We start from the raw sequence: 13,918 nt of genomic DNA, 5'->3' as shown, positions 1-13,918 counted from the left end.
AAGGCTCAATTGAGATCTTTTATGGTGTTTGAATTTAAATCTATTACAAAATGGGTAGCCGGTAAACCGGTGCTAATTTTACTAAAAATTGCTCCCCAGAGTTGAAGTTGGGTATTGTCTGTCTTTTGCAACTGCTCACAAACCATAAGGTATTCATTAAAACGGGATTTACCAATATCAGAAAGTGCGAGTCTATCAGCATTTTTTAATTTATAAAAATCCTGAATCATATCATAACCGGTCCAGCTTGATAAATCTTTTTGCGAGATTTTAAAAGTGTTTTCAGCTTTGTAAACTTCATATTCCTCTTGCTTTTTAAAAGTCATTTTTAGCAGATCTAAACCCGATTTATTCACCAGTAAATCCTTTAATTCTGCTGACCAATCTTGTTCTAAAAACCGCAAGCGTACCAATTCTTCCAGATGCTTTAAAACAAATTCTTTGTACGTATTTGCATTAAGAATTTCGGCATTCCAGGCAGCTGTTTCTCCCTTAGTTTCTAAATATTTTTTTTCTAACGCATAAAGCGGAAACAAATCATCAAAATCTGGAACCTCATCTAGCGTTATGGTTTCTATTTCGATGTTAGAATCCCCTTTAATTGTCGCAATTTTATAGCCCGGAATATACGCTGCCAGCGACGGAACCTGAATATTAAATAATGTTCTGGATGCATCTAAATCATATCTTCCTGTATCGTTAATATGCATATGACCTGCAAAATGAAGTTGCACTCCTGCTTCTGCTAAAGCCTTTGAAACTTCTTCTGTAGGAACCCGATGCAATTGCATTTTGTTTTCACCAAAAAATTGACCCATCAAATCTGAAGAATCATCGTTAAATTCTACACTGGGAAAATGACTGAAAACGATTAATTGTTTATTTAATACTTTGGCACGTTTTGTAACTGAAGCAATCCAGGATAACAGGTGTTTTTTATGCGTCAACACATTTTTATAACCTGTTCCTGCTCCTTCAAATTCTACAGATTCTCCAGCTTCTTTTTCTACCTTAGATTTAGGTATATAAACATTAGCATCTATGGCCAGAAACCAAATATTATCTCCTTTTTCGACCAAATAACTCAAATCGGGTACTTCTAAATCTGTGTTGGGTAAGGTATAATTACGTGCTGCAATCCCTTCAGCATTTGAGGCTATTTGATAGGTGTAGTTTTTATAATTATAGTTTGTAAATGGAGTTTCCCAATAGGTATCCTGAGGCTTTGGGTAAAAACCAAAATCTTTTAATTCATCAAGAATACCTTCATACCCTAATTGCGCAAAGTCTTGTGTGATGATAACTGGTAAATCCTCACCAGTCTTATTTTTAAACAAACCTTCTTTACTATAAATAGGCTGCTGCTTCCCTCCTGCCCCCATGAAATCTGCCTTACCCGCATCTGTTATAAAGGGTTTTACAGGATCGTGATTACCTGTGGTGAGCATAAAATGAATGCCATATTTAGCTGTATACTCCTCTAAAATTTTCCGTAAGCCGCGTAAGTTAAACTGTTGTCCGTCATCACTAAAATCTCCCGGAAACACCACATATTTTATTCCCCGGGCAACCACATCATCTAAAGCAGCAAGAAATGCGAAGTAATTTTCATTAAATAAGCGCGTAGAATGCAACTGCGCCTGCATCGTTCTTAAAATCGTGTTCTTACCTGTTTTAGGATTTAAAACTCCCTTATAGTCAGAATCTGAAAATTCGCCATAAATATCAGTGAGATGTACATCAGATAAGAATGCTACCTGAACGGGTTTTGGGGTATTTTGTAAGGGTTTACAGGCACAAAAAATAAGAATGCCAAGCAGTAATCCTAAATGTTTTACGTGCTTATTAATACTCATAAATTAGTTTTTAGTCTCTTCGGGAAATGCATAGGCATCCTTTAGTCCACCCAAATCTATCACAATTTGATCAAGCATTACACCGGGATCTACCATATAAACTTTTAGCGAATGTTTACCCGGTTTATTTACAATTTGAGAGGCGCTTTGTACGCTTCGGTTTTTGAGTACGTTTTCTTTCCAGGACACGCTGCGGCCTTCAGTCTGAAAGTCTATTATTTGCGGTGTCGCACCATCAATCGATACTGCGCAACGCACCCCTTTTCCGGGATAAACAGCATGTGTAGGTAATGCGCTTACCTTAACATCAACGGTCCCAAAATTAAACGTATAAAAATCATATTCCAGCACAGGAGCGTTTTTCAGTAGTGCTTCTGGTGTCGTTTCTGAGGCTGCGGTAAATGGTTCTGCGCGCATTACGCTATTGCTGTAACCGAGTCGGTTTATGACTTTCCAAGATGCTTCTTTTCCTTTTTGTACTGCGGAAGGATTTTCAGCATTAATCACCACAAAACCTTTATCCTCAACAAAACCGTTAAAATTTTTCAACGCCTCAAACTGCGGATTGAACACCGAAACCCCAACTGTTTTTTCTGAAGTTCCGGTTTTAAAATCTATCTTAGAATTCACTTTATAACTGGGCGGTATCAATTGATGATCGTGGCCTAACGGTGCTTCTTTTTTATTGGTTCCCTGCGGAACCTGATTCCAATTTATGGTAACCCAAACACGCTCCTCCGGATTTTCTAAAGAGAGTTTACCCGAAGTTGTAGAGAGCTCTATCCACGATTCTGCAGGTGTAGCAGACCAGGTTTGCGGTTCGCTTCCTTTTAAAAATACATCTATATAATATCTGCTTTTTGTATAAGCATTAAATACCGGTAAAACATCTGCAAATGAATTGGTCGTTTCGTTGTTATATTCCATTTTATAGCCTTCTAAAGAGAGACCTACACCAGGTTCTTGAGAGTTTACAAGCGAGACTACAGGTTTTGAAAATACGGGTAAATTACGCGGTGCTTTATTCATAATATGCTGCCATTTGCCGTCTTGTATCGTATCATTAAAATAGCGGGTAAGTCGCTCTATTGCATCATACGATTCAGCAGATTTTTGTGCATATACCGCTGCACTGGCTCGGCCTTGAGTTGCCACGTGTTTATTTTTATACGCATATAACCACATCTGATTAAGCTGTGCTGCTCCCATTACCGGATAGTAAACCAATTCAAAAAATGCATCTTTTCGATTTGCTGAAATAGTTGGTTTTAATGCTTCCACTTCTGCTATTAAAGTTTGATAGGCATCAATACGTTTGCTTACTTCATCGCCATAATGTATTTGTGTTAACTGCGTCTCACCACTTTTTGTAACCGGCTCTACGGCACTCCACGCCATAAATTCGGGTCTGCGTTGTAAAGCCAACTGGTAAAAGCTGTCTAAAAGAGCATCTATTTGGGTAGCATTTGTTGTACCAAATTCACGTGCTGCCCAATCGAATTGATGCTTTGCAACTGCTGCGCTTGTTTCAAATTTTGACATATCCCAGGCCATATCCATAAACAACTCAGTATTGTATTCGTGGGGTTTGATATCTCCGGCGTTTAAAATCCAGATATCTTCTGCCTTGAAGCTATAGGCTTTTGAAAGTTCTTCCCACATTAAAACCGGGTGCGTTGAGTTTAACCACAGGTAATCGTGCGGTCTTCCCCAGTATGAAGTGTGGTAATAAATACCCGCCCCACCGCTGCGTTTTTGTTCTTCCGGATTGCTCAATTGGCGTAAGTACCCGTAGTTGTCATCGGTCCAAACCAGAGTTACATCTTCGGGCAATTTTAAACCGTTTTGATAGTAATGCAGCACCTCTTTATAAGGCACAAAGGCCTGCGGAACTTGAGCTAAATCCTGCTTGGTTTCTTTTAAAATTTCCCGTTGATCGGTAATTACCTGCTCTAATAACTTTACCTGAGAAGGCGTGTCATCATCTCCCACAATCATTGGCGAATCGTGCTCACCACGCATTCCTAAAGTATAAATACCTTCGTAATCTGCAGTCTCTTTGGCTCGCTTTTTAAACAATTTTTTGATTTCTCCTGCATTGGTATCATAGCGGTAATCACCCATCGTATCGTGATTCCATTCAGCATTTATATTGCATAACATGGGTTCTGCGTGCGAACTCCCAACGACTATCGCATAATCATCTGCGACTACTTTATTTTCGGGATAATGGTAAAAAGCCTTGGTACAGGTATGCATAGCCGGCCAAATGGTATTTGCCCGTAAACGCAATAATAATTCAAAAACTTTAGCATAGGTTTTAGGACCGATATCACCCGTTTTTGGCTCAAAATTTAAAGCGGCCCAGCGCTGCAAGCCCCAATCTTCATCGTTTAAAAATATCCCTCTATATTTTACCGAAGGTTCACCATATACTTGAGGCGTTATAGTTAAGCTTAGTTGTTCTTTTTTATCGGGAGTAACATCTGCCCACCATTCCCACGGAGAAACGCCTATACGCCTTGAGATTTCTAATAAACCGTATGCTGTGGCACGACGGTCTGATCCTACAATTACTAAAGCCTGTTTAATATTTTCAGTAGGATTTTCTATTAATTGAATTGAATAAGTTTCCCATTTACCACTCAGCTGTGTAGTATCGATTTTTTTTGCAGCTACCAGATCATTTATAAAAGAACTCGTACCTAAAGTTCCTGCAAGTATAGCCGTTGACGTGGTATTTGTTGTTGTTGTTGTTCCTAATTGCTTTCCGGTGATTTTGAACACGTCATCGTTAAGCATTTCAGCAGCAATATGAACCACTTTTGGTTCGCTTTCATCAATAATTACACTGGTGTTTTCTTTAGAATCTACCAACTTAAATGATGTCTGCGCAGTGCTATTTGTAATCCCACCTAAAGTAAAGAGGATTGCAAAGAACAAATAGATTTGAGGTGAACTCTTCATAAACACTTAAATTTTAATGTAGATTGATTTCTTATCTAAGATATATCCTAACAACCAGCAAAGCAGCATAAATACTAATGCGGTAAGTAGTGCTCCAAAACTACCCGAAGCTAATTTTTGAAAAAATTCCTGACTTACCCAATCAAAAACCGACAGTCCCGACGGAGTTTTTATCAGTACTAAAATCACATAAAACAACTCTGAAAACAGGTAAATAAACAACGGATTTTTACCGAAAACTGTAAAGAAATACGTTCCAGATTTGAGTTGCTTTAATTCAATACTGAAAATTAATAACGCAATGATGCACAGGTCTATCCCTACTGTATAAAGTACAAAAGAGCTGGTCCATAATTTTTTACTTAGCGGAAAATTCACCTCCCAAATCAAAGCCACTGCATAAAGCACAACACCGGCGATTAAAAGTTGTGCAATGGTTTTATAACTTTTACCAGATTTTATAATAAATGCACCGGCAAGGTAACCTGCTACCACATTAACTATTGCAGGTAGTGTACTTAAAAGTCCTTCGGGGTCAAATGAAATACGGTCTTTTTTATACATATGGCTTTCGCCAAAAATAGTCTGATCAAGCCAGGTAATTCCATTTGTTGCCATCTCTAATTCGTGTCCGTTAGTTCCCAACAAATAAAGCAATGCCCAGTATACCATTAATATTCCACCAGAGATTATAAGAATCCATTTTGTTTTAAAATAGTGAACCAGAATAGCCGTAAAAAAATAGCATAAAGCAATACGCTGCAACACCCCCATAATTCGGGTTTCTGAGATAGGTTTTAACTGTAATGCACCATCTGTACCGTACTCAAAAAATGGAAACCAGTACATTAGATATCCTATTAAAAAAATAATAAGGGAGCGCTTAATAATCTTTTTCCAAAATGCTGCAGAAGTACCATTTTTAAATCTGGGCATCGAGAAACTCATTGCATTACCCATAGCAAACAGAAACGACGGAAAAACCAAATCTGCTAAGGTAAACCCGAACCAGGATGCGTGGGTAAACGCAGTGTAAAATTTTGCGCCAGATCCCGGAGTGTTTACTACAATCATTAAACAGATGGTTAATCCCCTAAATACATCAAGAGATAAAAAACGTTTTGATTGTTTAAGTGCAGATGCTATAGCCATTAATAATCGTAAATTATAGGTTTCATCTTTGCGATTAACGGCTCTATTTTACTGCGGTATTTATCGTGCAATTCTTTTGCAACTTCTATTGCATTTCCGCTGGCCTCAACAGGAAAAGACTTTTCGGTTGTTACCCAATTCCATTCCCAGGTTTTAATGGCTTCATCAAACTGGTTTTGATCAAAATCGCTCCAGTTGTTTTGCACTTCGGCGAAAAATTGCTCCCAACGAGGTTTGTAAAAATCGTTCATTAAGCCACTCCACTGTCGATTACTGTATTCGTGAAGTCTGTTATCTGCTCCTCCCCAAAGTGTAATTAAATCGCGTGCATTTTGCTCATAAAGTGCTTTTTCATCTGGTGTTGTTCCCCAACCTCTCGCATCTGCAATCCATGGACCTAATAAAAAATCTTTTCGGGTGGCTAATAGTCGGTCTAAATCTTCTATAAGTTCTATAAATTCGGTGGAATACATTTTAAAAGCTTCCTGATTTCCATTATTATAGGCGTATGAAATTTGCTGCTGCAACGGCAACGCATAATTTGCCAGTACCTGCCGCGTCACATCAACTACATCATATTTAAAGCCGTCAGAATGTTCAAACTCTGAAGAAACCTCAACAAATAAATCCCAGGCAGGTAGTAAATCTTCTGCGGGATAATTGAGCTTTGTCCGTGCCCATCTGCGATAGCCTTCAAAAGTGGGGCGCGCTACAATAATCGATTCGGCGCCATCGCGTATGGTTTGTCCATTGTAAACCGTTTGCACCAAAATATCCCAGGCTTCAAGCAATTTAAAATTTACAGCCCCATAACGGTTAAGATTGTAACTTTTCAGCCAGTTATTAAGTTCAATGGGCTCGTTGTTCCAGGTATTATCGGTCATTAACTCATATAATACTGGATTTTGCTCTATGGCTTCCATTGTAAGACCAATGCCTTTCAATTTACCTGAAGTACTATCTTGTAAAGCAGCAGCAGGTTGTGTTGCCACAGTTTCAATACGCCCAAACATACTAATGTTTCCTCCAAAATTATGCAGCATATTCCAAATCCATTTTTTACCATAAAATGCTTCGGTACGTTTCCACACCGGTTCAATTTCCGTAGCCAAATCGAGAATAATCATGTTATCATCAGGTACCGCATCAAGCAGCCCTTTTATTTGCGGAGCTTCCCAAAAATCACGATGACTGTAAAACAACCAGCCCTGCATCACCCACACCGCTTCTTCATCTGCAGAACGCATCCCCTCATACACTTGTTTACTCAGGTTTGATAAATACTCAGGATCGTTAGAAGGTGGTGTATTTTCATTAAAGGTATCTGCAGAATACAGATGGTCTGTACCATAAATTTTAGTTTGTTCTTCCAGAAAGCGTTTACCGATTTCAGCAAAAAGCGGATCGTCGCAATCGAGAATATAGGTGTCCTCAAAATCATTACCCCAATTGGTTTGCTTCAGTTTTGCATTAGGAAAAATACGCTTAAATGATGCCGGAACGTGCCCTGTAAATGCCGGTAAAACCGGAGTCATCCCCAACTCGCGTGCCCGATTAAGAATCTTAATTTGAAGATCGCGGTGGCTCTCTTTCCAGCTTTGTGGTAAAGGACCACCCCAGCCGTCCAAATTTCCCATCCAGAACCAGGAGAAATACGACGGACCACTAAAAAAGCCACTCAGATCTTCTTCTGTAAAACCATAGGATTTATATACGTTATCCCAGATAAACTCTTCACCGGTAATGGCAAGCGGCATATTTATACCGTGTAACGCCATCCAGTCTAACTCTTTTTCCCAGCGTTCCCAATCCCACCAACTCATCGTATAATTAAAGGTGCAGTAGTTTAAATAATACCGGTATTCGTAAGGTGTTTTTTTGATTATTTTTTCGCTTAGCAGCGGAAGTTTTTCAGGAAAATTAAGATTGGTTCCATTCCAGGTGATTTGCCCGTGAACTACATTTTTTATGTAATAATATAATGCCGAAGCTACCGAAACACCGTTGTTTCCGCTTAAGCGTATTTTATCATTATGCGAGTCAATCTCAAACCAATCTTCTTGAACAGTACTGTCTAATTCTATTACAAATTGATCTGCGTGGTTGGGTAAGGTGCGTTTTAATAACGCATATTCCGGAGTATCTACAGATTCTGTATGCTCTTTAGTTTGCTGAGAAGTACAACTGCATATAAGCAAGAATACAAGATAACCGGCATATGTATTAAGAAGTCGCATATGTTCAATTTTAGGTTGCGGTATTACTGTTCTATAAGATCAAAATGTTTTTTAATACAATCGGTTGCTTCGGGCTTAGGTTTAACATTTTTTAATGCAATCTGATGTGTGAGGTTATATGGTAACATTATATTTTCTAATTGTAATTGACTTACATCATCAAATACAAAAGCCGGTCTAAAATCTGTTTTAGCTAAAGCGAAATTGATATTCTTAAGTTTCAGGTTTTTTGCGTGACGCACATACAACCCCCAGGCAGGCAATTCACCGAACATCGAAAACTCAGGATAACCTGCGCGTTCTTCGGGAACTGCCTCAAGCCTACTCAACGGAATATACCCCATTCCTTTTGTTGCATTACCGGGATAGAGAACAGTGATATTCTCAAGCTTTACATTTTCAATTACAGCATCTTCAAGACCTACAATAGACGCAGGAAAAGGATTGTGAAAAAAATCAACTTCGGGTCCACGTAAATCATAGTCCATATCAGGTCTGCCAAAAGGGACCTCAACAAGCATATTTTTTATACTCACATTCTTAACCGAACCCGGTTGCTCACCAGAACGATTACCTAATCGTATAAACAGCGCGTTGCCTGTGTTTTTAGCGGTTATATTAGATATCTGGATATTCTCAATTGCTGCACCATCTACCGATTCTAAAGCAATGGCAGAGCGGAAGGTGTCATAAACCTGTATGCTGTCTATGGTTACATTTTTAAAACCTCCATAAGAAGCAGAGCCAAATTTTATAGCACTGGCGCTCGATCGTATGGTACAATTTTTAATTAAAATTCCATCATTTGCGTAATCAGGGTAATACGATTTTAAACAGATCCCGTCATCGGCGGTATTTAAATCACAATTGATAATGCTCACATTTTTGCAATCTGTGATATCAATTCCGTCATTATTCCAATAAGCGCGGTTTACTATTTTAAGATTGTCTAAAATCAAATTTTCGGTCAACTCAAACGAAAGCCCCCAGCAAGCTGCTGCACCCAGAGACAAATCGGTAATGCTTACTTCTTCACATTGTGAAAACCGAATTAATTTGGGACGTTTGGTTTCGTTAGGACGATTACGCCTGTAATTGTATTGGGTATCAATATCAATTCCTGCGTGGTGTAAACTATCTATCGCTAGAGCTAGTTTTAATCCCTGACCATCAACTTTACCTTTACCTGTTATTTTTATATTTTTCGCTTTATACGCTAAAAGTAAAGCCAGTTGTGAGTTATCATCCTTTTTAGGAGATACCGGCCTTCCCGGCATATCAAGTTTTTTATAATCCTGTGGCGATGTACTTCCTAATAAAACCCCACCTTCTTCAATTTCTATATGCACATTACTTTTAAGAACCAGACTTCCGGTTAAGAACGTTCCTTTAGGAAAAACAACCGTGCCTCCATTTTGTTCAAAAGCCTTATCAATCGCTGCCTGAATGGGGGCTGTATTGAGGGTTTTACCATCTGCAACGGCCCCAAAATCTAAAATAGAAAACTCCCGCGTAGCTGTATCCTGAGCAAAAATAATTGCCTGAAAAATTAGTAATACACCTACAAGTTTATTTTTAATTTTCATCACTTTTTGCTTTTACTGCTAAGGTTTCTAATGGTTTATGTGCTTCGCTGCTCATTTGCAATTTTAAAACACCTCCTGCTGTAATATCGCTGTGTTTTAAGTTTAAATCCTGTAGGGGTTTATCATTAAAATCTGCTTTGTTTATAAAAACGTTGGTCTCCGAATTATTCTGAGCGTCTATAATAAACGTTTTCCCACTATAGTAATCGGGATTGAGATGTATGGTAATTTTATTAAATAGTGGGCTTCCTAATTGATATTCAGGATCAGCCTCGGTACCGCCATTCATTTGAAACAATCCCGTTTTCATCAATACCGCAAGACTCCCCATAAGCCCTTGATCTTCGTCCCCGTTATATCCCCTACTTGGCGATAAATCTGAAAATACACGATCTACCACTTTACGTGACCAATACTGTGAACGCTGTGGAGCACCCAACTTATTAAATACAAATGCGGTTTGTATAGAAGGTTGATTACCATAATTTATAGGAATTCTACTGTATTCCGGATGCAGTTCTGCATCGTGAGAAGTTCCTGAGGTAAAGCCCATTTTTTCGGCTTGTTCAAATTGGGATTCGAGTTTTGCAATAGCTAATTTATCACCTCCCATAAGCTGGGCTAGTTCTGGTAAATCGTGGGGTACAAACCAGGTTGCCTGTGCAGCATTGGCCTCAACAAAACCGTGCTCATATTGATATGGATCAAAATCTTTATTAAAACTTAAGTCTACACTTCTCGCAGACATCCAGCCGGTTTTTGTATCAAAAACGTTTTTGTAATTTTTTGATCTACTTAGAAAATAATTGAATTCATCTTTCTTATTTAACTTTTCAGCTAACTGTGCCAGTGTATAATCCTGGTATGCGTATTCTAAGGTCTGACTAGAACCATCTTTGTGTATCCCGTACTCATCTTCCGGCACCGGAAGTGGATGCGGTACAAAACCATTTTCTATATAATATTCTAAACCACCACCTTTATTTGTGTAATGTTCATAACCTGCTTTGCTCATCGCACCACCGGGCATATGATTTTTTTTAAGCGCTGCATAAAAAGTATCAAGATTTTCTGTAACAATGCCCTTTTGAATCGCACTTACAATAAAGGGTGTAGACGATGCTCCGGTCATTACATAGGTGTAATTTCCTCCTGAAGGACCCCGCGGAATGTAGCCGCCATCTTTATAATATTGTAATAAAGAAGAAGTAAACTCATCCATTATCTCTGGGTAAACAAGTCCCCAAAGTGTATTTATCGTCCATTGTGCACCCCAAAAGGAATCTGAATTATAATGATTAAACAAGGGTTTTCCTGCATCATCAAGGGGCAACTGTCCTATTCTAAACTCTGTTCCTGTATTATCAGGATAATTACCATTAAAATCGCTTATAGTACGTCTCCCCTGAAGTGCGTGCCATAAATCTGTATAAAAACGTTTCTGTTGTTTTTCACTTCCACCTTCAATTTCTATTCTTCCCAGCATTGCATTCCACGCTGTTCTTGATTCTGAAACCACCTGATCAAAATCCCAATGGGGCAATTCTTGCTGTATATTATTTTCGGCATTTGCCAGGGAGGTGTATGAGATCCCTACCTTCATTAAAACTTCATCTGAAGTATGATCTAATTTTATGAGGAAATTTCCTGTTTCTTCATCTTTAATTAGAGAAGTAACCGGGGTGTTTAATTTTATTTTAAAATACGTAGTAAGTGGTTTTGGTCTGCGTGTAGTTGGTGTCATTATAAAGCTTCCTGAAAGCTCCTGTTTGCCATTTAGTTCAAGCACACCCAATCTATTTTCACAAGGTCCTAACAGGGTATTGAGGTTGAATAAGATTGCCCGTTCCTGATCTTTTTTAAACGTATAATTATGAAAACCTACCCGTTTTGTACTGGTTAACTGAGCATTAATACCATAACGCTCTAACACTAACTTATGGTAACCGGGATGAATTACTTCTTTATCGTGATCAAATTTGGAATAAAAATCTGTGAAAATTGTTTTTTGAGATATTGAATCTAAACTTACAGGCATTACCGAAAGACCTGCCATTTGCCACGCGTGTACGTGACTAAAGCTTTTAATCGTATCTGTCTTATATCGATAACCGCTACCCCACGCCCCATTAGTTTGGGTATCTGGACTAAGATTTACCATACCAAAAGGTCTGCTTGCTGAGGAAAAGAAAAACCATCTCGAATTTTCGGTATCTAATAGTGGGTATACCTTATCTACGAGTTCTTCTGAAGTTGTGACTTTGTGTTCTTCTGCTTTACAAGCCAGTATTAGGGTTACTAATACGAGAAGTAATGCTTGGTGAAGTTTAATTTTTTTCACGCTCATATTGATTAGGGCTGAAACGTCATTTTGCAGCAATATAGCTCAAAACGAACCATATTGACCTGGGTATAAAAAATAGATGCAGGCAATTGCTTGCCTGCAATCTATTTAGATACACACAATTTTCGGCAAATTAATTTTATGATTAGTATCCTGGATTTTGAGTGATTAAACCACCTGTATTATCTATTTCAGATTGTGGTATAGGTCTTAATAAATGTTTCTCTTGAAGTGCTTTGTTTAAAGCAGCGTGTGGGTTGTTTGCAAGAACGCGTTCAATAAGTCTTCCGGTACGCTTAAGATCCATCCAGCGGTTTACTTCACCTACCAACTCACGGGCACGCTCGTCAAGTATAAGATCTATTGTAACATCTGATGCAACAAGTGGAGTTGTAATACCTGCTCTAGAGCGTAAAGTATTAAGTCTGGCCGCTGCATCTCCTGTGTTTGCTAATTGAAGGTACGCTTCTGCAGCAAATAAATAAGCTTCACCAGAGCGCATAACTACCATATCACGCTCCCCTTGAGAAGGCTGATCTGGTTGCGTAAATGGAACGCTAGGATCGTCAAATTTTTTAAACATTGGGTAATGAACTGGCGTGGTACCATCATTTTTAAAATAAGTTCCGGGATTGATTACTGCATATTCTTTAGAATCTATCTCTTCCTGAGTCCATACTGTTTTAGGAAAAAATATTGCGGTATCACCAATAGCGATAGGCGCCTCATTTTCGGTAGCGTATAACACGCGTGCATACGTTGCCTGAGCTCGCTCATCTTCTTCAGAAAATAAACTGTAGAAAAACGGTGTAGGCATAGGTCCTAATCCTTTTACAGATCGTGATAAACCTTTGTAATCAAAAAATCTAAATTTGTACAGCATATGTCTTGAGTTACCCCATCCTCGAGAAACTGAATTGCTTCCGAATAGAAAAGAGAAAACAACTTCAGAATTTCTCTGGTTTGTAATGCTTACTAAATCGCTAAACGAAGGAACTAACTGGTGTTTGCTGATAACTGTTTCTGCTAAAGCTGCTGCCTGAGTAAAATCTGCATCAGAACCAAAAGATTTATAACCTTTAGTAAGTAATACTTTAGAAGTAAAATGTCTAACGGCATCTTTTGTTAGACGACCGTAAGTATTTACGGTTTCGGGAATTCCTGCCAGAGCATCTTGTAAATCTGTAAGAATCTGTGCATATACGTCAGCCTCAGAACTGCGCGCATATTCTGTACTTGAAGTACTTACTTGATTAAGTACTAATGGTACACCTCCGTAGTTTTCAACCAATCTAAAATAAGCGTATGCTCTAAAGAATTTAGCTTCTGCAATACCTCTAGTCTTAACATCATCTGGCACATTTTGAATAATGTCTGCATTATCTATGGCTAGATTTGAAGCTGCAATGATTCTATATTGATTATCCCAATACACATCAATTGCATAATTTAAAGAATTGAAGTTAACATAATCATTAAGATCACTGGTTCCTGTTATAGGAGCATCACGGGTAACGATATCTGTACCTAAATCTTCTAACGCATAATACAAATTAGATGTGTAATAGGTACTGGTCTCGCGGGAACGCTCATAAACAGAAGCGACTAATTGATTAAACGTTTCCGGATCATTATTTGCGTTCTCAATACTTATAGATGTGTTATTCTCTTCTTCTAAATAACTGTCGCAACTAGAGCTAAGTGCTCCCAGTGCTAAGAACCCAACAATTAGTTTATAATTTATATAGTTCATTTTATAATATTTTAGATTATTTC

Annotated in this window: 7 protein-coding genes; all 7 read right to left on the bottom strand. The window is 38.4% G+C overall.

Annotated elements, in window-relative coordinates:
* Positions 1–5 precede the first annotated feature (5 nt).
* Entirely contained in the window at positions 6–1,856 is a 1,851-nt protein-coding gene (locus ACEN25_RS01555; protein ID WP_441801333.1) for a metallophosphoesterase, read from the bottom strand.
* 3 nt (positions 1,857–1,859) lie between these two features.
* Complete coding sequence (locus ACEN25_RS01550; protein WP_441801332.1) at positions 1,860–4,823, bottom strand: glycosyl hydrolase 115 family protein; 2,964 nt, start codon at positions 4,821–4,823, stop codon at positions 1,860–1,862.
* Between the two features lie 6 nt (positions 4,824–4,829).
* On the bottom strand, positions 4,830–5,975 hold the full coding sequence (locus ACEN25_RS01545) for an acyltransferase family protein (RefSeq protein WP_441801331.1): 1,146 nt from the start codon (positions 5,973–5,975) through the stop codon (positions 4,830–4,832).
* Positions 5,975–8,212: an alpha-N-acetylglucosaminidase gene (locus ACEN25_RS01540; RefSeq protein WP_441801330.1), complete on the bottom strand. Its 2,238-nt coding sequence runs from the start codon at positions 8,210–8,212 to the stop codon at positions 5,975–5,977. The genes ACEN25_RS01545 and ACEN25_RS01540 overlap by 1 nt, the downstream gene beginning before the upstream one ends.
* 23 nt (positions 8,213–8,235) lie before the next feature.
* The gene (locus ACEN25_RS01535) at positions 8,236–9,798 is read right to left on the bottom strand and encodes a glycoside hydrolase family 28 protein (RefSeq protein WP_441801329.1); all 1,563 of its coding nucleotides are present in this window, start codon (positions 9,796–9,798) and stop codon (positions 8,236–8,238) included.
* Positions 9,788–12,145 carry a GH92 family glycosyl hydrolase gene (locus ACEN25_RS01530; RefSeq protein WP_441801328.1) on the bottom strand — a complete coding sequence of 786 codons (2,358 nt, stop codon included), beginning with the start codon at positions 12,143–12,145 and terminating at the stop codon, positions 9,788–9,790. Before ACEN25_RS01530 ends, ACEN25_RS01535 begins: the two co-directional genes overlap by 11 nt.
* 142 nt (positions 12,146–12,287) lie before the next feature.
* Positions 12,288–13,895 carry a RagB/SusD family nutrient uptake outer membrane protein gene (locus ACEN25_RS01525; RefSeq protein WP_441801327.1) on the bottom strand — a complete coding sequence of 536 codons (1,608 nt, stop codon included), beginning with the start codon at positions 13,893–13,895 and terminating at the stop codon, positions 12,288–12,290.
* Positions 13,896–13,918: the final 23 nt, after the last annotated feature.

The sequence above is a fragment of the Leeuwenhoekiella sp. W20_SRS_FM14 genome, from assembly GCF_052119605.1.
In the GTDB taxonomy this organism is placed as follows: domain Bacteria; phylum Bacteroidota; class Bacteroidia; order Flavobacteriales; family Flavobacteriaceae; genus Leeuwenhoekiella.
Note: the sequence above shows the minus strand (reverse complement) of the source record. Positions and strands in the feature narration are given on the sequence as shown.